The following is a 25,712-nucleotide window of genomic DNA, read 5'->3' as shown; positions in this document are numbered from 1 at the left end:
GGGGAAACGGTGGAGCCGTCGGTGACCGTGGAGCTGATCGCTGAGCGGGTGATGTCGACGCCGGACGCGACGGCGGTCGTCACCGCCGAACAGTCCATGTCGTACGCGGAGTTGTGGACGTCGGCCGGCCGCTGGGCGTCGCGCCTCGGTGAGGTCGGAATCAGTCGGGGCGATCGTGTCGCGGTGGTGATGGAGCGGTCCCCGGATCTGGTGGCGGTGCTGTTGGGCGTCTGGCGGGCGGGGGCCGCGTATGTGCCGGTGGACGTGGGCTGGCCGGCGGAGCGGGTCGGGTTCGTGCTCGAGGATGCGGGGCCGCGAGCGGTGGTGTGCGCCCCGGGGACCCGGCATGTGGTGCCACCGGACGTCTCGCTGACTGTTGTGTCGGCGGATTCACCGGTGGCTGCCGGTGGCGGGTCCCTGGTGCCGGTGGGTGCGGGTGATGTGGCGTATGTGATGTATACGTCGGGTTCGACGGGGGTGCCGAAGGGTGTTGCGGTGTCGCACGGGAGTGTGGCGGCGCTGGTGGGGGAGCGGGGCTGGGCCGTCGGCGCGGGCGACGCGGTGCTGATGCATGCCCCGCACGCCTTCGACGTATCGCTCTTCGAGCTGTGGGTGCCGCTCGCGGCGGGTGCTCGGGTGGTGATCGCCGAGCCGGGTGTCGTGGATGCTCAGCAGGTGCGCGAGCACGTCAAGAGCGGTGTGACGTCTGTGCACCTGACGGCTGGTTCGTTCCGTGTGCTGGCGGAGGAGTCCGCCGATTGCTTTGCCGGGCTGCGTGAGGTGCTGACGGGTGGCGATGTGGTCCCGGCCGCCTCGGTCGCCCGCGTCCGTGCGGCCTGCCCGGATGTCGCAGTCCGGCACATGTACGGGCCCACCGAAACCACCCTGTGCGCGACCTGGCACGTACTGCACCCCGGATCCCCGACCCGCAGCGTGCTCCCGATCGGCCGCCCCCTGCCCAACCGCGACACCTTCGTCCTCGACGCCGCTCTGCGGCCGCTCCCGGCGGACACCGTCGGGGAGCTGTACGTCGCGGGCACGAGCCTGGCCCAGGGCTACTGGGACCACGCCGCGCTGACCGCCGAGCGCTTCGTGGCGAGCCCGTTCGCGTCCGGCGAGCGCATGTACCGCACCGGCGACCTCGTCCGCAGCACCCCGGACGGCGAGCTGCTCTTCGTCGGGCGGGCCGACGGACAGGTCAAAGTCCGCGGATTCCGCGTCGAGTTGGGCGAGATCGAAGCCGCCCTGGCCACCAACCCCGCCGTCGCGCAGGCCGTCGTACTGGCGCGTGAGGACGGTCAGGGCGAACGCCGCCTCGTCGGTTACGTCGTACCCGAGCGTGCGCGGCGCGTAGATCCAGACGCCATCCGTGAGTACGTGGCCCAGTCGCTGCCCGACTACATGGTCCCGGCGGCCGTGCTCCCGCTGGACGCCCTGCCGCTCACTCGCCATGGCAAGGTCGACCGGGCCGCCCTGCCCGCCCCCGACTTCGCGGGCAAGGCAGCCACCGGACGGGCGCCCCGGACACCCGCCGAAGCGATCCTGTGCACGCTCATGGCCGAACTGCTCGGCCTGGAGCGCATCGGCCCCGACGACAGCTTCTTCGAACTCGGCGGCGACTCCATCATGTCGATGCAGCTCGCGGCGCGGGCGCGCAAGGCACGGCTGTTCTTCGGCGCCGAGGACGTCTTCGCGTACGCCACACCGGCCGCCCTGGCCTCGGTCGCGAGGACCGGGGAGGAACAACAGGGGCGGGGGCACCACCGTTTCGCCGGCTCGCTCGCCGCGGACCTCGGAGAGGCCGAGGCCGACAGGCTGCGGAGTGCGGTGCCCGGCATGGTGGACGTCTGGCCGCTCTCCCCGCTCCAGGAAGGGCTGCTCTTCCACGCGACCCACGCAGACCAGGGGCCCGACGTCTACACGAGCCAGCGGACACTGGCCCTGGACGGCGTCCTCGACGTGGACCGGCTGCGCGCCTCATGGGAGGCGCTGCTCGCGCGCCACGCGGTCCTGCGCGCCGGCTTCCACCAGCGCGAGTCCGGTCAGCCGGTACAAGTCATCGCGGCCAGTGCCGAGTTGCCGTGGCGCGAGGTGGATCTGACCGGAGTTCCGGAGGGCGAAGCCGACGACACCCTGGCGGCGCTCGCGCACGCCGAGCGAGCCGAGCGGTTCGACTTCGCGACACCGCCGCTGCTGCGGCTGCTGCTCGTGCGCCTCGGCGCGGACCGGCACCGGCAGGTCCTCACCGTCCACCACTCGCTCGTGGACGGCTGGTCCACCAATGTCCTCTTCGCCGAGCTGTCCGAGGTGTACGAAGCCGGCGGCGACGGCAGGAAGCTGCCCGCGACCACCTCGTACCGGACCTACCTGGCCTGGCTCGAGCAGCAGGACAAGGACGCGGCGCGCGAGGCGTGGCGCGCGGAATTCGCCGGAGCGGATGAACCGACCCTCCTCGCACCGCCCGAGAAGACGTCCGAGACGCTGGCCGTCCCGGATCAGATGGTCCCGGAGCCGATGGTCCCGAAGTCGATCGTCCCGGAGCCGCTCCCCTTCGAGCTGAGCGATGAACTCACCCGCCGCGTAGTGGAGTTGGCGCGCTCACACGCCCTGACCGTGAACACCGTCGTGCAAGGCGCCTGGGCCATGGTCCTCGCCGGACTCGCGGGCCGTACGGACGTGGTGTTCGGGACTCCGGTCGCGGGCAGGCCCGCCGAACTGCCGGGCGTCGAATCGGCGGTCGGCCTCTTCCTCAACACCGTGCCCGTACGCGTGTGCGCGGCGGCCGAGCAGACGGTCTCCGCCCTGCTGCGGGACCTGCGGGAGCGGCAGGTCGCCCTCATGGCCCGCCACCACCTCGGCCTGCGGGAGATCCGCCGGTCCGCCGGGCCGGGCGCGGACTTCGACACGCTCGTGGTGTTCGAGAACCTGCCCCCCGCCCGCGTCACCGCGGGGCACGGCCCCGACGACGTACTGAAGATCCGTGCCGTCGGGGATCCCGAGGAGAGGGGCCACTACGCGCTCGCCTTGATCGTGGTGCCCGACGACCGGCTCCGCGGCCTGCTCGTGCACCGGCCGGACGTCTTCCCGCAGGCCAGGGCCGAGGCCGTGCTCTCCGTACTCACACGGGTGCTCGAGCAGATGACCGCCGACCCCTCGGCACCGGTGGGGCGGCTCGACGCGCTCGCCGCGGCGGAGCGCGCGCTCGTCGTCGGGACATGGAACGCGGGGACCCCGGCCGAGCCCGGCGCGCCGGCCCCCGACCTGTTCGCCCGACAGGCCGTCGCCACGCCGTCCGCCGTGGCGCTGGTGGACGGCCACCGCTCGACCACCTACCGCGAACTGGCCGCCCAATCCGGCCGTCTGGCCCGGTACTTGACGGACAACGGCGTGGGCCCGGACACCCCCGTGGCCGTCACGATGGACCGCTCCACGGAACTCGTGGTCTCACTCCTCGCCGTGGCCATGGCGGGCGGAGTCTATGTGCCGGTGGACCCGGGGCATCCCCCGGCGCGGACCCGGCTCATCCTCGACGACGTGGCGCCGCCGGTCCTGCTCTGCACGGCGCGGACCCGGCACGCGGTCCCGCACGACTTCACCCAGACCGGTCAACTCGTCGTCGTGGACGATCCGTTGATCCTCCAGGACCTGAGCCACTACCCGGACGAAGGGTCGATGACAGACGCCGAACGGCGGGCGCCGCTCGCCCCGGCCGACGCGGCGTACGTCATCTACACATCCGGCTCGACCGGCACCCCCAAGGGCGCGATCGTCCCCCACGAGGGCCTGCGCAACCTGATCGCCGACCGCGTCGACCGCTACCGCATCGGCACCGACAGCGCGGTACTGCAACTGGTCTCGCCGAGCTTCGACGTCTCCATGTCGGACATCTGGCCGGTGCTCTGCGCGGGCGGCCGACTCGTCCTCGCACCACCCGTGAAGCGACGGCCGACCGGCCAGGAACTCGTCGACCTGATGCGCGCGCAGCGCGTGACGCACGTCGCGATGACACCGACCCAACTCGCCCAGCTGCCCCCGGAAGACCTGCCCGACCTGCGCGTCCTGGTCATCGGCGGCGAACGCGCCTCCGACGAACTGCGCGCCCGATGGTCGGCCGGCCGCGAGGTCTACAGCGAATACGGCGTCACCGAGGCGACGGTGGCGTCGACGGTCAGCAGGGCACTCGCCGCCCACGACACGCCGTCCATCGGCCGCCCCATCGCGGGCACCGGGACATACGTCCTCGACCCCTTCCTGCGCCCGGTACCACCGGGCACGGTCGGCGAGCTGTACGTGGCGGGAGCAGGACTGGCACGCGGCTACCTACGACGCACGACACTCACCGCGCGCCGCTTCGTGGCCAGCCCCTTCGCACGCGGCGAGCGGATGTACCGGACAGGGGACCTGGTCCACTGGACCGACGACGGCGAACTCGTCTACGCCGGACGGGCCGACGCCCAGGTGAAGGTCCGCGGCTTCCGCGTCGAACTGGGCGAGATCGAGACGACCCTCGCCGCGCACCCCGCCGTCGAGCGGGCCGTCGTGATCCTGCGGGAGGACGGACGGGGCGAACAGCGCCTCGTCGGCTATGTGACGGGCGCCGAGCTGCCCCGTCACTCCGAGGCTCCGGACGGTGATTCCCTTCGCGAGTACGCCGCCAAGGAGCTGCCCGAACACATGGTGCCCGCGGCGGTACTGACCCTCGACACGCTGCCGGTCAACCGGAACGGCAAAGTCGACGTCGCGGCCCTGCCCGCACCCGACTTCACCGGACAGGCCGCCGGCCGGGCCCCCGAAGGCGAGGCGGAAGCCGTCCTCTGCGCACTCTTCGCCGAGATCCTCGGCCTGGACCGGGTGGGCGCCGACGACAACTTCTTCCGGATGGGCGGAGACTCCATCACATCGATGCAACTGGTCAGCCGCGCCCGCCGGACCGGCGTCCTCTTCAGCACACAGGACGTCTTCGAGCACGGGACACCGGCCGCCCTCGCCCACGTGATCCGGCTCGGCGCGGGCTCCGCATCGGGACCGGACGTGGGCGAGGGCGAGATCATCCGGACACCGGTGATGCGGGAACTCGGCGACCGGGCCCTCGGCAGCGGCTTCGCACAGTGGGTCACGGTCGGCACGCCCGCCGAGCTCACCGGCGAAGCCCTCGCGGCGGGCGTCGACGTCGTACTCGACACCCACGACATGCTGCGCGCCCGCGCAGAGCAGCAGGACGGGGTCCGACCCGCCCTGGTGGTCGGTCCGCGCGGTGCGGTGCGGGGCGCGGACCTGATCACCCGGATCGACGCGACGACGCACACCGCACCCGGCCTCGACGTGACCGCGGCCCGCGGCACGCGCGAGGCGATCCGGCGCCTGGACCCGTTCGCCGGGGTGATGGCACAGGTGGTGTGGGTGGACGCGGGGCCCGCCAGGGTCGGCCGGCTGGTGTTCGTCGTCCACCACTTGGCGGTGGACGGCGTCTCCTGGCGGATCCTTGTTCCGGACCTGCGCGCGGCGTGTGAGGCGGTGAGGACGGGCCGTGAGCCGGGTCGTGAGTCGGGAGTCGAGTCGGGAGTCGAGCCGGGAGTCGAGCCGGGAGTCGAGCCGGGAGTCGAATCGGTCGTCGAGCCAGCTGTCGCTCCGGTCCCCGAACCGGTCATCGATCCGGTCGGGACGTCCTTCCGGCGCTGGTCCAGGCTGCTGGTCGAGGAGGCGAACGGACCGGCCCGTACCGCCGAACTCGACGACTGGACCGCCCTGCTCGCCCGCGCGGACGCACCGCTGGGCCACCGGGCCCTCGACCCGGCACGGGACACCGCGTCCGGCATGCGCGGGGCCTCATGGGTGGTCCCGGCGCACGAGGCGGCCACGCTCGCTGCCGTGACACCGGCACTGTTCCACTGCGGAGTGCACGAAGTGCTGCTGGCCACGCTGGCCGCGGCGGTCGTCGAGGGACGGGACGCCGGGACGGTCCCCGTGGACACCCACGGCACCGTCCTCATCGACGTCGAGGGGCACGGACGTAAACCGCTCGGCGGCGCGGATCTGCTGCGCACGGTCGGCTGGTTCACCAGCGTCCACCCGGTCCGCATCGACCTCGCCGCGCTCGACCTGCACCAGGCCCGCACGGGCGGCCCGGCGGCCGGAACACTCCTCAAGGCGGTCAAGGAACAGACCCGCGCAGTACCGGGCGACGGCCTCGGCCACGGCCTGCTCCGCCACCTCAACCCCGACACCGGCCGCGTACTCGCCGCCCTGCCGAGCCCCCAGATCAGCTTCAACTACATGGGCCGATTCCCGGCGGGCAGCGACCCGGACACGGTCGGACCCTGGCAGATGGCCGGCGACGAGGCGATCGGCAGCTCCACCGACCCCGCCATGCCCGCGACCCACACCCTCGAGGCCGGCGCCACCATCCGCGACACCGCACAAGGCCCCGAACTGACCCTCTCGCTCACCTGGCACACCGCGCTCCTCGACGAGGCCACGGCACGACGCGTCGGCCGGCTCTGGCTCGACACGCTCGCCGGCCTCGCCGCACACACCACCGACCCGACGGCGGGCGGCCACACACCGTCCGACTTCCCGCTCATCGAACTCGCCCAGGACGAGGTCGAGCAGTTCGAGGCGATAGCGGCAGAGCTCGAAGGAGGACGTTCGCTGTGAACCCCGCAACCTCGGCCAAAGAGGCCGCCGCACCGGCAGCCGCCCGGAAAGCACCGTCCCAGGGCTCGTCGCTCGCCGAGGTCTGGCCCCTCTCACCGCTCCAGGAAGGCCTCCTCTTCCACGCCGATTTCAACGGCCAGGGCCCCGACATCTACACCGTCCAGACCCTGCTCGCAGTCGGAGGCCCCATGGACGTCGTACGCTTCCGCGCCTCGTGGGACGCGCTCCTGACCCGGCACGCGGCCCTTAGGGCAAGCTTCCAGCGACGTAAATCGGGCGAGGCGGTCCAGCTCATCACCCGCGAAGTCGCACTGCCCTGGCGCGAGGCCGACGTCTCCGACCTCCCGGAGGCCGAGGCGACGGCTGAGCTGGACCGCCTGGCCCGCGACGAACGCGCCACCAGGATCGACCCGGCGACGGCCCCCCTCCTCCGCCTCCTCCTCATCCGCATCGACGACCACCACCACCGCCTCGTGGTGACCAGCCACCACATCCTCATGGACGGCTGGTCCGCCCCGCTCCTCCTGAAGGAACTCTCCGCCCTCTACGCGGCAGGCGGCGACGCCGACACCAACGCCGACGCCGACGCCAGCGCCCTCGAACCCGTCACCTCCTACCGGGAGTACCTGGCCTGGCTGGGCCGCCAGGACAAGGAGGCGGCGCGCGCCGCCTGGCGGACGGAACTCGCGGGCGCCGACGAGCCGACGCACGTAGCGGGAACGACGAACGCGGCACTGCCCGGCACGACACCCCCGCGCAAGAACTCCGTCCACCTCCCCGCATCGACCACCGCTCGCGTGGCGGAACTGGCCCGCGCCAACGGCCTGACGGTGAACACGGTCGTACAGGGCGCGTGGGCGTTGGTGCTGGCGCGGCTGGCCGGGCGCACGGACGTGGTCTTCGGCGCCACCGTCGCCGGACGCCCGCCGGAACTCGCGGGAGCCGGTTCCATGATCGGCCTCTTCATCAACACGCTGCCGGTACGGGTACGGCTCGACGGTGCGCAGCCGGTGTGGGAGATGCTCCGCGACCTCCAGGACCACCAGTCCGCGCTCCTCGCCCACCAGTACCTCGGCCTGTCCGAAATCCAGCAACTGGCAGGCCCCGGAGCCTCCTTCGACACCCTCCTCGTCTACGAGAACTACCCCCGTCCCCCCGAGACCGCCCCCACACCCGACGCCCTCACCTTCACCACCCTGGAATCCCTCCAGGCCACCCACTACCCGCTCTCCATCGGCATCGTCCCCGGCAACAGCCTCCGCGTTGACGTCACTTACCGCCCCGAACTGGTCGAAGAGACGGTTGGCGACGCCTTGGGCGGCCTGCTGGTACGGGTACTTGAGCGGATGGCTGCTGATGAGGGTGCGGTGGTGGGCCGCGTCGGGATCCTGGGGCGTGCTGGGGTGGGGGCCGCTGACGCTGCGGGGTGTGGGGTGATGCCGGTTCCGGTCCCGGATTCGGTCCCGGCCCCGGTTTCGGCCCCGGTTTCGGTTCCGGTTTCAGTTCCGGCCCCGGTGTCGGAGTTGATTGCTGGGCGGGTGGGGGCGTCCCCGGGGGCGGTGGCGGTTGTTGCCGCCGAACAGGCCGTTACGTACGGGGAGTTGTGGGCGTCGGCCGGCCGCTGGGCGTCGTATCTCGCTGAGGTCGGCGTCGGCCGGGGTGATCGTGTCGCGGTGGTGATGGAGCGGTCGTCGGATCTGGTGGCGGTGCTGCTGGGGGTCTGGCGGGCGGGTGCCGCGTATGTGCCGGTGGATGTGGGATGGCCGGTCGACCGGGTCGCGTACGTCCTTGAGGACGCGGCGCCGCGGGTCGTGGTGTGCGACCAGGGGGCTGCTCGTGGTGTGGTTCCGGAGGGTGTGGGCGGCGCACGCGTGGTCATTGCGGATGAGGTGCGGGGAGCGGCGGTTGCCGGTGGCGGGTCCCTGGTGCCGGTGGGTGCGGGTGATGTGGCGTATGTGATGTATACGTCGGGTTCGACGGGGGTGCCGAAGGGTGTTGCGGTGTCGCACGGGAGTGTGGCGGCGCTGGTGGGGGAGCGGGGCTGGCAGGTCGGTCCGGATGACGCGGTCCTGATGCATGCCCCGCACGCCTTCGATGTCTCGCTCTTCGAGCTGTGGGTGCCGTTGGCGGCGGGTGCTCGGGTGGTGATCGCCGAGCCGGGCGCGGTGGGCGCGCAGGAGATACGCGACCACATTCTTGGCGGGGTTACCGCACTTCATCTGACGGCGGGTTCGTTCCGTGTGCTGGCGGAGGAGTCTGCCGATTGCTTTGCCGGGTTGCGAGAGGTGTTGACGGGCGGGGATGTGGTTCCGGCTGCTGCGGTGGCGCGTGTGCGTGGTGCGTGCCCCGATGTTGTGGTCCGGCACATGTACGGGCCTACGGAGACGACCCTGTGCGCGACTTGGCATCTCCTGGGGGCGGGTGATCCCGTAGACACTGCTCTGCCGATCGGCCGCCCGTTGCCCAACCGGCAGGCCTACATCCTGGATGCCTTCCTGCAACCGGTCCCGCCCGGCATGACGGGCGAGCTCCACATCGCGGGGGCCGGCCTGGCGGTCGGCTACTGGGACCATGCCGCGCAGACCGCCGAGCGCTTTGTGGCGAGCCCGTTCGCGGCGGGCGAGCGCATGTACCGGACAGGGGACCTCGTCCGCCGCACTCCGGACGGTGAGCTGCTCTTCGTCGGCCGCGCCGACAGCCAGGTCAAAGTGCGGGGCTATCGGGTCGAGCTGGGCGAGATCGAAGCCGCCCTGGCGGCCCACCCCGCCGTCGCGCAGGCAGTCGTGGTCGCCCGTCAGGACGGTCCCGGAGAGCGGCGCCTGATCGGGTACGTAGTCCCGGCTGACGGCGGGGCGCCGACAGCCGACGCCGTACGCGAGCACGTCGCCGCCAGGCTCCCGGACTACATGGTCCCGTCGGCCGTACTGACCCTCGACACTCTCCCGCTCTCCCGCAACGGCAAGGTCGACCGCGACGCCCTGCCCGCGCCCGACTTCACCGGACGCGTCTCGGACCGCAAGCCGCAGACGGCTGCCGAGGAGACGCTCTGCCGGCTCTTCGCCGAAGTGCTCGGCCTGGAGCGGGTCGGACCCGACGACAGCTTCTTCGAACTCGGCGGCGACTCGATCATGTCGATGCAGCTCGCGGCGCGCGCCCGGCGGGAGCAGTTGCTGCTCAAGGCGCAGGACGTGTTCGAGAACGAGACGCCCGCCGGTCTCGCCGTCGTAGCGAGCGACGGCAGCGGCCAGGCGTCGGGAGCGACGTACTCGTCAGACGCGTCTGACGAGTCTGACTCGTCCGACTCGTCGGGCTCAGACTCATCGGGCTCAGGGGTCGGAGAGGCCGTTTGGACACCCGTGATGCGGCAGTTGGGGGAGCGGGCGGCGCGGGGGAGGTTCGCGCAGTGGACCATAGTCGGGGCTCCGGCCGCGCTCGGGCGTGACGAGCTGGTGGCTGGTCTGGCCGCGGTGGTGGACACCCATGACGTGCTGCGCTCCCGCGTCGTTCGCGGGGGAGCGGACGCGGAGCCGCGGCTGCTCATCCGGGAGCCGGGTTCGGTGGATGCGGGTGGGTTGGTCGTGCGGGTGAACGCGTTGTTCGCGGTGGACGGGACGTTGGACGGCATCGCGGACGAGGCGGCGCGGGAGGCTGTGGAGCGGCTTGATCCTGCTGCGGGTGTGATGGTTCAGGTGGTGTGGGTGGATGCCGGGCCCGAGCGGGTGGGGCGGTTGGTGTTGGTCGTACATCACTTGGTGGTGGACGGGGTCTCCTGGCGGATTCTTGTTCCGGATCTGCGGGTTGCCTGCGAGGCCGTGACGGCGGGGCGGCGGCCGGAGTTGGACGCGGTGGGGACGTCGTTCCGGCGTTGGTCGCGGTTCCTTGCCGAGCAGGCGCGAGATGAGTCCCGGACGGGCGAACTGGACGCCTGGATCACGCTCCTCGGCCGGCCTGAACCGCCCCTCGGTGCGCGCGGCACGTCCCCGGACCAAGCCGCGACGTCGTCCATGCGGCGCCGTACCTGGACAGTGCCCGCGCAGGACGCCGCTACCTTGCTGGGGCGGACGCCGGCCGTCTTCCACTGCGGGGTGCACGAGGTTCTGCTGGCGGCTCTGGCGGCGGGGGTCACGCACCACCGGCGGGGCGCGGACGTTCCGGGAGTGCTAGTGGATGTGGAGGGCCACGGTCGGGTGCCCGTCGAGGGCATGGATTTGTCCCGCACGGTGGGCTGGTTCGCAGGCGTCCATCCGGTACGGCTAGACGTCACGGGATTTGACATGGAGGACGTACGCGCTGGTGGTCCGGCGGCCGGTGCGCTGCTGAAGTCGGTGAAGGAGCAGGCGCGTGCGGTGCCCGGCGGCGACGGTCTGGGCTATGGCCTGTTACGTCATCTAAATCCCGAGACCGGGCCGGTTCTGGCGGATTTCCCGAGCCCTCAGATCGGCTTCAACTACCTGGGCCGTTTCACCTCCGAGGGCCCGGCGGACGGCTCCGTCACTCCCTGGCAACCGGTCGGGAGTGAAGCCATCGGCGGCACCGTCGACCCCGACATGCCCGCCCTGCATGCGCTTGAGGCAGGCGCGGTCGTCGTCGACACGGCCGACGGGCCCACGCTGACCGTGACGCTGAGCTGGGCCGCCGCGCTGATGGACGAGACCGAGGTGGAGGAAATCGCCGGGCTGTGGCTCGACATGCTCGCGGGTCTGGCCGTGCATACCGCCGATCCGAATGCGGGCGGGCACACGTCGTCTGATTTCCCGCTCCTTGACCTGGCGCAGGACGAAGTCGACGAACTCGAAGCGGGATTCACCGACGGGCTGACGTAATCCGAAATCTGATACCTGTCATCTGTTATCCGGCATCTGAAATCTGTCATCCGGCAACCGTGATCTCGCGGCCAACTCACAAGTCGATAAATCGATCACCCCCCATCCGCAACCACCCCACCCACCCCTCCCCGCCCGAGGAGAGAACCGATGACCCGTTCCCCAGTCGAGGACGTGTGGCCCCTGTCGCCGCTGCAGGAAGGCCTGCTCTTCCACGCCGCCTTCGACGACGAGGGTCCCGACGTCTACCAGGGGCAGCGGCTGCTCGACCTGACAGGACCCCTCGACGCCGACCGGCTGCGGACCTCATGGGAGGGGCTGCTCGCCCGGCATGCCGCGCTGCGGGCGAGTTTTCGGCGGCGCAAGTCCGGTGAGGCCGTGCAGGTCATCGCGCGGGAGGTGGCGCTGCCCTGGCGCGAGGCCGATCTCTCCGGGCTCGCGGCAGTGGACGCGTCGGCCGAGGCGGAGCGGCTGGCAGGGCGTGAGCGCGACGAGCGGTTCGACCTGGCCGCGGCCCCGCTGCTGCGCCTCCTGCTGATCCGCCTCGGTGAGGAACGGCACCGCCTCGTCGTCACCAGCCACCACGTCCTGATGGACGGCTGGTCCATGCCGGTCCTGCTCAATGAACTGTCCGCCGTGTACGCGGCCGGCGGCGACACCTCCGTACTCGAACCCGTCACCTCTCACCGGGAGTACCTGGCCTGGCTGGGCCGGCAGGACAAGGAGGCGGCGCGGGCCGCCTGGCGTGCGGAGCTTGCCGGGGCCGACGAGCCGACCCTGGTCGCACCCGCGGACTCCGGCCGCACGCCAAGCCCGCCGGAGAGCCTGGTCAGCGAAGTCCCCGAGGAACTGACCCGCGACCTCGTGCGGTTCGCCCGTGGCCACGGGCTGACCCTGAACACGGTGGTGCAGGGCGCCTGGGCGATGGTGCTCGCCCGCCTCGCCGGGCGCACCGACGTGGTGTTCGGTGCCACCGTCGCCGGGCGGCCCACGGAACTGCCGGGCGTCGAGTCGATGGTCGGTCTGTTCATCAACACCCTTCCGGTACGCGTCCGGCTCGACGCCGGGCAGCCCGTGGCCCGGATGCTGGCCGCGCTCCAGGAGCGGCAGTCCTCGCTGATGGCCCATCAACATCTCGGGCTGCCCGAGGTGCAGGGCCTCGCGGATTCCGGCGGCGCGGTGTTCGACACGCTCGTCGTGTACGAGAACTACCCGAGCCCTCCTGCCGAGCCGCCGTCCCCGGACTCCTTCGCCATGAGCCTCGCGCCTGGGCAGGAGACCGCCCACTACCCCTTCACGCTGGTGGCTGCCCCGGTCGGGGAACGGATGCTCTTCAAGCTCGACTACCGTCCGGACCTCTTCGACCGCGAGACGGCGGAGTCCGTGTCCGGGTGGCTGGTGCGGGTCCTCGAGCAGTTCGTCGCGCATCCGTCGGCGCCGGTGGGCCGCGTCGGTGTGCTCGCCGCCCCGGAGCACGGCCTGGTGATCGAGGGCTGGGGCGGCACGGTGGGCGAGGCGCCGGGCGGACTCGTCCCGGAGCTGATCGCGGGGAGGGCCGAGTCGGCGCCGGAGGCTGTGGCGGTCCTCGCCGCCGAACAGGCTCTTTCGTACGGGGAGTTGTGGGCGGAATCCGGGCGCTGGGCCCGGTATCTGGCCGACGTGGGTGTCGGGCGGGGTGACCGTGTAGCGGTCGTCTTGGAGCGGTCGCCGGAGCTGCTCGCGCTCTTGCTGGGCATCTGGCGGGCGGGTGCCGCGTATGTGCCCGTCGATGCCGGATCGCCGGTCGACCGCGTCGCGTTCGTGCTGAAGGACGCGGCTCCGGTGGCCGTGGTGTGCACGCAGGGGACACGGCGCACCGTGCCCGACGGTTCGTCGCATGTCGTCGTCCTGGATACGCCCGAGGCGCGGGCGGCGCTGGCTTCCGCCGACAGCCGCGAAGTCTCCGTGCCGGTGGGCGACGGCGATGTGGCGTACGTGATGTACACGTCCGGCTCGACCGGTGTACCCAAGGGCGTCGCGGTGTCGCACGGGAGTGTGGCGGCGCTGGTGGGGGAGCAGGGCTGGGGCGTCGGTCCGGATGACGCGGTGCTGATGCATGCCCCGCACGCCTTCGACGTCTCGCTCTTCGAGGTGTGGGTGCCGCTGGCGTCCGGCGGCCGGGTGGTCGTCGCGGAACCGGGCGCCGTGGACGCCCGGCAGGTGCGCGCGCACGTGAAGAACGGCGTGACCTCGGTCCATCTCACGGCCGGTGCCTTCCGCGTCCTTGCCGGCGAGGCGCCGGACTGCTTCTCCGGGTTGCGTGAGGTGCTGACCGGCGGTGACGTGGTGCCGGTCGGGGCCGTGGCACGGGTGCGTGCGGCCTGCCCCGACGTGGTCGTACGGCATCTGTACGGGCCGACCGAAGTCACGCTCTGCGCGACCTGGCGGGTCTGGGGTCCCGGTGACGCCGTGGGATCGGTGCTGCCCATCGGGCGCCCCCTGGGCAACCGGCGGGTGTTCGTCCTGGACGCTTTCCTGCAGCCCGTGCCTTCCGGTGTGACGGGAGAGCTGTATGTGGCGGGAGAGGGGCTCGCGCAGGGGTACTGGGGCCGATCGGAGCTGACGGGGGAGCGGTTCGTCGCCTGCCCGTTCGTGCCGGGCGGGCGGATGTACCGGACCGGTGACCTCGTCCGGTGGACCGACTCCGGCGAGCTTCTCTTCGTCGAACGCGCCGACAGCCAGGTGAAGGTACGCGGCTTCCGCGTCGAGCTGGGCGAGATCGAAGCCGCCCTCGCGGCCCACCCCGCCGTGGCGCAGGCCGTCGTGATCGCCCGCCAGGACGGTCCCGGAGAGCGCCGTCTCGTCGGCTACGTCGTACCCGAGGAGCCGGAGGGAGAGGCGCCGGAGGGAGAGGAGCCGGAGGGAACGGACTCCGACGCCCTGCTCGACCACGTGGCGAAGTACCTCCCCGACTACATGGTCCCCGCAGCCGTCATCGTCCTTGACGCGCTGCCCGTGACCCGCAACGGCAAGGTCGACCACAAGGCCCTGCCCGCCCCGGACTTCGCGGGGAAGGTCACCGAGCGCGCGCCGCGCACGGCGGCGGAGGCGACGCTGTGCGGGCTGTTCGCCGATGTACTCGGCCTGGAACGGGTGGGCGTCGGGGACAGCTTCTTCGAGCTCGGCGGCGACTCCATCATGTCGATGCAACTCGTCGCACGGGCCCGTCGCGCGGGCCTCGTCGTGACGCCCCGCCAGGTGTTCGACGAGAAGACCCCGGAGCGTCTCGCCCTCGCCGCGACCCCGGTCGGCGACGGCGCGCACGGCCCCGACACCGCAAGGGACACCGGCGTGGGCGAGCTGCCCTGGACGCCGGTGATGCGGGAACTTGGGGAGCGGGCGGCGCGGGGGAGCTTCGCGCAGTGGACGATCGTCGGCGCTCCGGCCGGGCTCGGCCATGACGCGCTGGTGGCCGGTGTGGCCGCGGTGATCGACACCCACGACATGCTGCGGGCGCGCGTCCTGCCCGGTGGTGCGGAGCCCAAGTTGGCGGTGGGGCAACGGGGTTCGGTGGCCGCGGACGGGCTGGTGACGCGGGTGAACGCGTCGCGCGCGGCCGACGAGCCCCTTGACGGCATCCCGGTTGAGCCGCTGGATGACGGCAACGCGGATGAGGCACTGGACCGTATCGCGGACGAGGCGGCGCGGGAGGCAGTGGAGCGGCTCGACCCTCTCGCGGGTGTGATGGTTCAGGTGGTGTGGGTGGACGCGGGGCCCGCCAAGGTCGGCCGGCTGGTGTTCGTGGTCCATCACTTGGTGGTGGACGGCGTCTCGTGGCGGATTCTGGTCCCGGATCTGCGGGCTGCCTGTGAGGCCGTCGCGGCGGGGCGGCAGCCGGAACTGGACCCCGTGGGGACGTCGTTCCGCCGCTGGTCGCACCACCTCACCGAGCAGGCGGAAGGAGAGCGGCGCCTCGGCGAACTGCACGCCTGGACGGAACTGCTCCGCGACGCCGATCTCCCCTTCATCGGGCGGGAGTTGGACCCGGCCAGGGACACGGCCGGGACCATGCGGCGCCGCTCCTGGACGCTCCCCGCGCAGCACGCCGCCACGCTGGTCGGCCGGACGCCGGCGGTCTTCCGTTGCGGAGTGCACGAGGTGCTGCTGGCATCCCTGGCGGGTGCGGTGGCCCAGCGACGGAACGCCACCCAGCTGCTCGTCGACGTCGAGGGACACGGCCGCGCGGCAGCCGAGGGAGGCGTGGATCTGTCGCGCACGGTGGGCTGGTTCACCAGCGTCCACCCGGTCCGGCTGGACGTCGCCGGAATCGACGTGACGGATGCGCGCAAGGGTGGTCCGGCGGCCGGTGCGCTGCTGAAGGCGGTCAAGGAACAGGCGCGAACCGTGCCGGGGGCCGACGGTCTGGGATACGGCTTGTTGCGTCACCTCAATCGGGCCGCCGCCACGGCTCTGGAGGCGCCGCCGGGCCCGCAGATCGGCTTCAACTACCTCGGCCGATTCGCCTCCGGAGGGCAGACGGGCCCCGTCGCCCCCTGGCAGCCCGCCGGGAGCGAGGCCATCGGCGGCTCGATCGACCCCGAGACGTCGGCCCAGCACATCCTGGAGGCGAGCGCCGCCGTACAGGACATGCCCGAGGGGCCGGAGCTGACCGTCACCCTGAGCTGGCCCGCCGCACTCCTGGACGCCGCGGAGGCGGCGGAGCTCGGCCAGGCCTGGGAGGCCATGCTGAACGGGCTGGCCGCGCACACCGCCGACCCCACCGCCGGTGGGCACACCCCCTCCGACTTCCCGCTCCTCGCCCGCTCCGTCACCCAGCAGAACGTGACCGAACTGGAGGCGGCAGTCCCCGGGTTGACCGACGCGTGGCCGCTCTCCCCGCTCCAAGAAGGGATGCTTTTCCACGCCACGTACGACGACGCGGGGCCGGACGTCTACCAGAGCCAGCGGCTGATGGCTCTCGACGGACCGCTCGACGTCCGTCGGCTGCGGGCGTCATGGGAGGCGCTGTTCGCCCGGCACGCGGCGCTGCGTGCGAGCTTCCACCGGCCCGCGTCGGGCGAAGCCGTCCAGGTCATCGCCGGGGAGGTACGACTGCCCTGGCGCGAAGCCGATGTGTCGGGCCTGCCGGAGAGCGAAGCGCAGGCCGAGGCGGAGCGCCTGGCCGAGAGCGAGATGGCGCGACGCTTCGACCTGACAGCAGCGCCGCTGCTGCGTCTGCTGCTCATCCGCTTCGGCGAGCACCGGCACCGGCTCGCCGTCACGAGCCACCACATTCTGGTGGACGGCTGGTCGATGCCGGTCCTGCTGAACGAACTGTCCGCCGTGTACGCGGCAGGGGCGGACGAGGTGGCAGGGGCGGGCGACTCGGCAGGGGCAGGCAACCCGGCAGCACTGAAGCCGACGGCCTCCTCCTACCGGGACTACCTCTCCTGGCTGGAACTCCAGGACAAGGACGCCGCACGCACCGCCTGGCAGGCCGAGCTGACCGGCGCGGACGAGCCGACACTCGTGGCCCCGGTGGATCCGGGCAGGCCGCCGGTCGTCCCCGAGGTGAGCACGGCGGAGCTCTCCCTCGCGCACACCGAGGCGCTGACGGAGACGGCCCGCGCCCACGGCCTGACCGTCAACACGGTCGTCCAGGGCGCCTGGGCGCTGGTCCTCGCCCGCCTGGCCGGACGCACCGACGTGGTGTTCGGCGGCACCGTCGCCGGACGGCCCCCGGAGCTGGCCGACGCGGAGTCCATGATCGGGCTCTTCATCAACACACTGCCCGTCCGCGTGCGCCTCGACGGCGAGCGGCCCCTCCTGGACGTGCTCACCGACCTCCAGGAGCACCAGTCCGCCCTCATCGCCCACCAGCACCTGGGCCTGTCGGAGATCCAGCAACTCGCGGGCCCCGGGGCGGTGTTCGACACCATGCTGATGTTCGAGAACTACCCGCGGAACGCCGCCACCCTCCCCGGATCAGCCGGCGCGGAGGAGGTCACGATCACCCAGCTGAGCACCCTGGCCGGGACGCACTACCCCGTGGCCATCGGCGCCGTCCCCGCCGACCGCCTCCGCATCCTCGTGACCTATCGCCCCGACCTCTTCGACCGGGCAAGCGCGCAGCGCATCGCACGCCAGGTCGTCCGAGTCCTGGAACAAGTGGTGGCTCGCCCGGCGGCGCTGGTGGCGCACGTGGACGTCCTGACGGAGCCGGAGCGCGCGTCCGTGGTGGAGGAGTGGGGTGCGGGCGAGGGAGCGGCTGAGCGCGGCCTTGTCCCGGAGCTGATCGCCGGGCGGGCCGAATCGGCGCCGGGGGCAGTGGCTGTCGTATCCGAACAGGCCGTTTCGTACGGGGAGTTGTGGGCGGAGTCGGGTCGCTGGGCCCGGTGCCTGGCCGATGCGGGTGTGGGTCGCGGTGATCGCGTCGCGGTGGTGATGGAGAGGTCGCCGGACTTGGTGGCGGTGCTGCTGGGTATCTGGCGGGCCGGTGCTGCCTACGTGCCCGTAGACGTGGGCTGGCCGGCGGAGCGAGTCGCGTTCGTGCTCGAGGACTCGGCGCCGCGAGCGGTGGTGTGCACGGAGGCGACCCGGCACGTGGTGCCGGACGGCGTGACGGCACGAGTCGTGACGGCACGAGTCGTGACAGCGGATTCCCTGGAGACGACGACCACTGCCGGCGGCTCGTCCCTGCCGGTGCGTCCGAGTGATGTGGCGTACGTGATGTACACCTCGGGTTCTACGGGGGTGCCGAAGGGTGTTGCGGTGTCGCACGGGAGTGTGGCGGCGCTGGTGGGGGAGCGGGGCTGGGCCGTCGGCGCGGACGACGCGGTGCTGATGCATGCCCCGCACGCCTTCGACGTATCGCTCTTCGAGCTGTGGGTGCCGCTCGCGGCCGGTGGCCGCGTCGTGGTCGCCGAGCCCGGAACCATGGACGCCGAGCAGTTGCGCGAGCACGTGAAGCGCGGGGTGACGGCCGTCCATGCCACGGCCGGACAGTTCCGTGCGCTGGCGGAGGAGTCTGCGAACTGCTTTACCGGGTTACGTGAGGTGCTGACCGGCGGGGACGTGGTTCCGGCCGCTTCGGTGGCCCGCGTCCGCGAGGCCTGCCCGGACGTCGCCGTCCGGCACATGTACGGGCCGACCGAGGTGACCCTCTGCGCGACCTGGCACGTACTGCACCCTGGGGCCCCGACCCGCAATGTGCTGCCGATCGGCCGCCCCCTGTCCGACCGTCAGACGTACATCCTGGACGCCTTCCTCCAGCCGGTCCCGCCCGGCGTGACGGGCGAGCTGTACATAGCAGGCGCCAGCCTCGCGCACGGCTACTGGGACCGCGCCGCGCTGACCGCCGAGCGCTTCGTGGCGAGCCCCTTCGCTCCCGGCGGGCGCATGTACCGCACCGGCGACCTGGCCCGCTGGACCGAGGACGGCGAGCTGCTCTTCGCGGGCCGCGTCGACAACCAGGTCAAGGTGCGCGGCTACCGCGTCGAACTGGGCGAGATCGAAGCCGCGCTGGCCGCGCACCCCGCCGTCGCGCAGGCCGTCGTACTGGCGCGTGAGGACGGTCAGGGCGAACGCCGCCTCGTCGGTTACGTCGTACCAGAGGGGCGCGACGCGACAGACCCGGACGCGATGGCCCCTGACGCGCTCGACCTTGACGCGCTCGACCCTGATGCCATCCGTGAGTACGTCGCCAAGTCACTGCCCGACTACATGGTTCCGTCAGCCGTGCTGCCCCTGGAGGCCCTGCCTCTGACCCGCAACGGCAAGGTCGACCACAAGGCTCTGCCCGCCCCGGACTTCGCGGGCAAGGCAGCGACCGGACGGGCGCCCCGGACACCCGCCGAAGCGATCCTGTGCACGCTCATGGCCGAACTGCTCGGCCTGGAGCGCATCGGCCCCGACGACAGCTTCTTCGAACTCGGCGGCGACTCCATCATGTCGATGCAACTGGTCGCACGGGCCCGCCGCGCCGATCTGCTGCTCAAGGCGCAGGACGTGTTCGAGCACGAGACGCCCGCCGCGCTCGCCGCCGTGGCCCAGCAGGTGGGCGAGGCTCAGCCCGCGCCGGAAGCGCCGGAAGCGGGCGTCGGCGAAGTCCCGTGGACTCCCGTGATGCGGGCACTCGGAGAGCGGGCGCTGCGCGGCAGGTTCGCGCAGTGGACGACCGTCGTCGCACCGGCGGGCCTCGGCCTCGACGTACTGGCGGCCGGGGTGGACGCACTGCTCGACACGCACGACATGCTGCGGGCACGCGCGACGGTGACCGACGACGGCCCCACATGGCATGTAGGGGAACGAGGTTCAGCAGAAGCTGCCGCGTCCCTCGTCACCCGAGTAGACGGGTCTGAAGTCGCCGACGACTCGCTGGACGCCCTCGCCGCCGACGCCGCGCGTGACGCCACGCGGCGCCTGGACCCTGCGGCGGGAACGCTGCTGCAGGCCGTGTGGCTGGACGCCGGTCCCGAGCGGCCGGGCCGACTGGCCCTGGTGGTGCACCACTTGGTGGTCGACGGACTCTCCTGGCGCATCCTCCTCCCGGACCTGCGCACCGCGTGCGAGGCGGCAGCGTCCGGGCGGACACCGGAACTCGACCCCGTGGGGACATCCTTCAAGCGCTGGGCGGAATCACTCGCCACGCAGGCCGCCGGACCGGACCGGTCGGGTGAGCTGGACGCGTGGACGGCCATGCTCGGTGACACACAAGCGCCCCTCGGCGGCCGGGAGCTGGACCCTGCGCAAGACACCGCTGCGACGATGCGCCGCCAATCGTGGACCGTACCCCCGCACCTCGCCGCGACGCTCGCCGGGCGAGTGCCCGCCCTCTTCCACTGCGGAGTGCGCGACGTGCTCCTGGCGACGTTCGCCGGTGCGGTCACGGAGTGGCGCGGTGCCGAATCCGTACTGCTCGACGTGGAGGGGCATGGGCGTGAGTCGGCCGACGGTGCCGAACTGTCGCGCACCGTGGGCTGGTTCACCAACACGCACCCCCTCCGCCTGGACGTCACGGGGGTCGACATCGATGACGTACGCACTGGTGGTCCGGCAGCCGGTGTGCTGCTGAAGGCGGTCAAGGAGCAGGCGCGCGCGATTCCCGGCGGTGACGGTCTTGGCCATGGCCTGTTACGTCACCTCAATCCCGAGACTGCACCCGTGCTTGCGGCCTTGCCGAGTCCGCAGATCGGCTTCAACTACCTGGGCCGTTTCGCCGCCGGCAGTCACGCGGACGGCCCCGCCACCGCCACTCCCTGGCAACCGGCCGCCGGCGCCGAGGCCATCGGCGGTTCCGTCGACCCCGGCATGCCCGCCCTGCACGCGGTGGAAGCGGGCGCCGTCATCCAGGACACCGCGGAAGGGTCCGAGCTGACCGTGACGCTGACCTGGGCGTCCGGCGTGGTGGACGAGGCCGACGCCGAGCGGCTCGCGCGGCTGTGGCTGGAGCTGCTCGCCGGTCTGTCCGCGCACGGCGGCGATCCGGCCGCCGGTGGACACAGCCCCTCCGACTTCCCGCTCCTCGACCTCGCGCAGGGTGAGATCGACGAACTCGAAGTCGCCGTGCCCGAGTTGACCGACGTATGGCCACTGTCGCCGCTGCAGGCAGGGCTGCTCTTCCACGCCGCCTTCGACGAGCAGGGGCCCGATCTCTATGAAGGGCTGCGCGTGCTCGACCTGGACGGGCCGCTCGATGTCGCGAGGCTGCGGGCCTCGTGGGAGGCGGTCCTGGTCCGGCACCCCATTCTCCGCGCCAGTTTTCACCGGCGTGCGTCGGGCGAGGCCGTGCAGGTCATTGCGCGGGAGGTCGAACTTCCCTGGCACGAGGTCGACTTGTCGGGGCTACCGGAAGCCGACGCGGTGGCGGAGATGGAGCGAATCGTCGAAGGCGAGCGGGCAGTGCGGCTAGACCCGGCCGCCGCACCGCTGCTCCGGCTGCTGCTGATCCGGCTCGGTGCGAACCGGCACGCGCAGGTCGTCGTCAACCATCACATCGTCACCGACGGCTGGTCGCTGCCGGTGCTCATCGCCGAGGTGTCCGCGATCTACACGGCGGGCGGCGACGGGCGCGCCCTGCCCGCCGCGACGTCGTACCGGGAGTACTTGGACTGGCTCTCCCGGCAGGACAAGGAGGCGGCGCGCGACGCGTGGCGGGCCGAGTTCGCCGGAGCGGACGAGCCGACCCTGACGGCACCCGAGGAAGCGGGCGCCGCGCCGGCCGTGCCGGACCGGGTGCCGTTCGAGTTCTCCGCGGAACTCACCCAGGGCATCGTGGAGTTGGCGCGCCGCCGGGGGCTCACGGTGAACACCGTCGTCCAAGGGGCCTGGGCGCTGGTCCTGGCCCGGCTCGTGGGGCGTACCGACGTGGTCTTCGGTGCGACTGCGGCGGGGCGGCCCGCCGAGCTGCCGCGTGTCGAGTCGATGGTCGGCCTCTTCATCAACACCCTGCCCGTGCGGGTCGATCTGGTGGCCGAGCAGTCCGTCGCGGACATGCTGGCCGGGCTCCAGGAGCGGCAGGTCGCGCTGATGGCGCACCAGCACATCGGGCTGCCCGAGGTGCGCAGGCTTGCGGGTCCCGGGGCGGACTTCGACACGCTCGTCGTGTACGAGAACTACCCCCGCCCCGCCCTCCGGGAGCCCGCGCCCGACACCCTGTCCATCCGCCCCGGAGGCACACCCCGGGACACCGGCCACTACCCGCTGACGCTGATCGCCGTGCCCGGTGAGCGCATGCACGGCGAGTTCATCTTCCGGCCGGGCGTGTTCACGCGCTCCTGGGCCGAGGAGACGGTGGCGTCGCTCGCCGCCGTCCTCGGGCAACTGGCGGCGGACCCCTCGGCGCCCGTGGCGAGCGTCGGCGTCCTGGACGGCGTACGCCGCGAGCGCGTCCTGAGCGCGGGCGCCGGCAGTCGGGAGCCGGTCGCCCCGGCCACGCTGCCGGAGCTGTTCCGGCGGCAGGCCGAGCGGTCACCGGACGCGCTCGCCCTGCTCTCCGGCGAGCGGGCACTGTCGTACGGAGAACTCGCGCTGGAGGCGGAGCGCTGGGCCCGGCAGCTGGGCGCCGCAGGCGTGCGGCCGGAGCGCCGGGTCGCCGTGCTGGCCCCGGCGTCGGCGACGACGGTGGTCTGCGTCCTCGCGGTGTCCATGGCGGGCGGGGTCTTCGTGCCGGTCGACCCGGGGTACCCGCCGGAGCGAGTGGCGTTCGTCCTCGCCGACGCGGACCCGGCGGTCGTCCTGTGCACGCGCGAGACGCGGGCGCTGGTGCCCGACGCCTTCTCCGGGCGCGTGGTCGTCGTCGACGACCCGGAGTTCGTCGAGGCCGTCGCCGGGAGCCCGGCCGATCCCGTGCGGCGTGGCGCCCGGCCCACCACCGGGAACGCCGCGTACATGATCTACACCTCGGGGTCGACCGGAAGTCCGAAGGGTGTCGTCGTGACCCACGAGGGCCTCGCCAATCTGGCGCGGGCGCAGATCGAGCGGTTCGCGGTGGGGCCGGACGCGCGCGTGCTGCAGTTCGCCTCGCCGAGCTTCGACGCCTCGGTGTCCGAGCTGTGCATGGCCTTCGTGTCGGGCGCCGCCCTCGTGGTGCCCGGACCGGCGGGGCTGCCGCCGCACGTGCCGCTCGGCAAGGCCGTACGCGACTGGGCGGCGACCCATGTCACCGTGCCGCCGAGCGTGCTCGCCGTGGCGGAGGAACTGCCCGCCGGGCTGCGGACGTTGGTGGTGGCGGGCGAGGCCTGCCCGCCCGCGCTGGTGGACCGGTGGTCGGCGGGGCGCAGGATGGTCAACGCGTACGGACCCACCGAGCTGACGGTGTGTGCCGCGATGAGCGCGCCGCTGGCACCGAGCGGATCCAGCGGCCACGGCCGTGAGGGTGACCGTGACGTGGTGCCGATCGGCCGCCCCATGGCCAACGTCGACGTCTACGTCCTCGACGGCTTCCTGCAACCGGTGCCGCACGGGACGGCGGGCGAGCTGTATGTCGCGGGACCCGGCGTGGCCCGCGGGTACTGGGCTCGGCCGGGACTGACGGCCGGCCGGTTCGTCGCGTGCCCGTACGGCCGAGGCGGTCGGATGTACCGGACCGGGGACGTGGTGCGCCGGACCGACGACGGTGAACTCGTCTTCGTGGGGCGTGCGGACGCGCAGGTCAAGGTGCGGGGATTCCGTGTCGAGCCGGGCGAGGTCGAGTCGGTCGTGGCCGCGCATCCCGAGGTCGCCCAAGCGGTGGTCGTGGCGCGCGAGGACCGGGGGCCGGGTGAGCGCAGGCTGGTCGCGTACGTCGTCCCCCGCGCACCGGAGGCGGCGCGGCTCGCCGACCTGAAGGAGTTCACCGCCGCACGCCTCCCCGACCACATGGTCCCGGCGGCCTTCGTGCCGCTCGGCCGGCTGCCGCTCACCGCCAACGGGAAGGTGGACCGCCGTGCGCTGCCCGCCCCCGACTTCGCGGCGCGGACGTCGGGACGGGCGCCGCGCACGGAGACCGAGACGGTGCTGTGCGAGCTGTTCGCCGAGGTGCTCGGCCTGGAACGGGTCGGCGTGGACGACGGCTTCTTCGAGCTGGGCGGCGACTCCATCTCCTCGATGCAGCTCGCCTCCCGCGCCCGCCGCGCCGGACTCGTCGTGACCCCGCGCCAGATCTTCGAGGAGAAGAGCCCCGAGCGCCTCGCGACCGTGGCGGAACACGCCGACGGAACCGGCCGGCCGGACGTCGAGGACATCGGCACCGGCGAGGTCCCCTGGACCCCGGTCATGCGGGAACTCGGTGCCACGGCCCGCCACCCGAAGTTCGCCCAGTGGACGGTCGTTGGCGCCCCGGCCGGTCTGGAACTCGACGTACTGGTCTCCGGAGTCGGCGCGTTGCTCGACGCCCACGACATGCTGCGGGCCCGCGTGGCCGACCCGGCGGACGGCGGCGACGAGCCGCGGCTGCTGGTCGGCGAGCGCGGCTCGGTCGACCCGGCGGCGCTGGTGACGCGGGTGAACGCCGCCGACGCGGCGGACGACGCGCTCGACGGCATCGCGGAACACGCGGCACGCGAGGCGTCGGAGCGCCTCGACCCGGCGGCGGGCGCGCTGCTGCACGCGGTGTGGGTGGACGCGGGGCCCGAGCGGGCCGGACGGCTCGTGCTGATGGTCCATCACCTCGCCGTGGACGGAATGTCCTGGCGGATCCTGGTACCGGACCTGGCCATGGCCTGCGAGGCAGCGGCGGCGGGACAGGAACCGGTCCTCGACCCCGTGGGCACGTCGTTCCGGCGCTGGGCGACGCTGCTGGCGAGGCAGGCGAGCGAGCCGGGGCGCCTGGCCGAACTCGAGGCCTGGAAAGCCGTGTTGGGCGGCGCGGCGGATCCCCTCCTGGGGCGGCGCGCGCTCGATCCTGCCGTCGACACGGCGGCGACGACCCGCCGAGCCTACTGGCGGGTCCCGGAGGAGGAAGCCGCCACGCTGGCCGGGCGCACACCGGCGCTGTTCCACTGCGGTGTGCACGAGGTGCTCCTCGCGACGCTCGCGGGCGCCGTCACCCGGTGGCGCGGCGACACGGCCGGGGTGCTGCTCGACATGGAGGGCCACGGACGCGAGCCGGTCGAAGGAACCGAACTCTCGCGCACGGTCGGCTGGTTCACCAACGCCTACCCCCTCCGCCTCGACGTCGCCGCGACGGACCTGGCCGAAGTGCCGTCGGGCGGCCCGGCCGCCGGAGCACTCCTGAAGGCCGTCAAGGAACAGGTGCGCGCGGTGCCCGGCGACGGCCTCGGCCACGGCCTGCTCCGCCACCTCAACCCGGACACGGGCCCGGTGCTCGCCGCCCTGCCGAGGCCGCAGATCGGCTTCAACTACCTGGGCCGGTTCACGGCGGGCGACACCTCCGAAAACCGTCCGGTCGCGGCCTGGCAGCCCGCAGGGGCGACCGCCATCGGCGGCTCCGCGGACCCGGGCACACCGTCCATGCGCGCGCTGGAAGCGGGCGCGGCCATCGTGGACACTGCTGACGGGCCCGAGCTGACTGTCTCGCTCAGCTGGGCGGGCCAGATCCTCGACGACGCCGAGACGGAACGTCTCGGCCGGATCTGGCTGGACATGCTCGGCGGCCTCGCCGCCCACACCACCGCCCCCGACGCCGGTGGGCACACCCCGTCCGACTTCCCGCTGCTCGGCCTTGCCCAGAGCCAGATCGAGGAACTCGAAGCAGGCCTGGCGGACGACATGACGTAGCCGGACGACATCACAGAAGCCGCTCGACGCAACTCGCTC

At 72.5% G+C, this 25,712-nt stretch carries 3 protein-coding genes; all 3 read left to right on the top strand.

Annotated features, from left to right (window positions below):
- Positions 1-9 precede the first annotated feature (9 nt).
- The 3 genes from ACIBKX_RS25495 (at position 10) to ACIBKX_RS25485 (ending at position 25,673) form a co-directional block, all read left to right on the top strand.
- The gene (locus tag ACIBKX_RS25495; protein ID WP_363273219.1) at positions 10-6,654 is read left to right on the top strand and encodes an amino acid adenylation domain-containing protein; all 6,645 of its coding nucleotides are present in this window, start codon (positions 10-12) and stop codon (positions 6,652-6,654) included.
- Positions 6,651-11,477, top strand: a complete 4,827-nt coding sequence (locus ACIBKX_RS25490) for an amino acid adenylation domain-containing protein (protein WP_363273218.1) — start codon at positions 6,651-6,653, stop codon at positions 11,475-11,477. Before ACIBKX_RS25495 ends, ACIBKX_RS25490 begins: the two co-directional genes overlap by 4 nt.
- A 150-nt stretch (positions 11,478-11,627) precedes the next feature.
- Positions 11,628-25,673, top strand: a complete 14,046-nt coding sequence (locus ACIBKX_RS25485) for an amino acid adenylation domain-containing protein (RefSeq protein ID WP_363273217.1) — start codon at positions 11,628-11,630, stop codon at positions 25,671-25,673.
- Positions 25,674-25,712: the final 39 nt, after the last annotated feature.

It is taken from the genome of Streptomyces sp. NPDC050658 (genome assembly GCF_044457025.1).
Lineage (GTDB): Bacteria > Actinomycetota > Actinomycetes > Streptomycetales > Streptomycetaceae > Streptomyces.
The sequence above is the reverse complement of the archived record's forward strand: the minus strand, read 5'-3'. Positions and strand labels throughout refer to the sequence as shown.

Excerpts from the sequence above, each read along its gene's own strand:
- ACIBKX_RS25485 (WP_363273217.1), top strand. The coding sequence starts at position 11,628 with ATGACCCGTTCCCCAGTCGAGGACGTGTGGCCCCTGTCGCCGCTGCAG.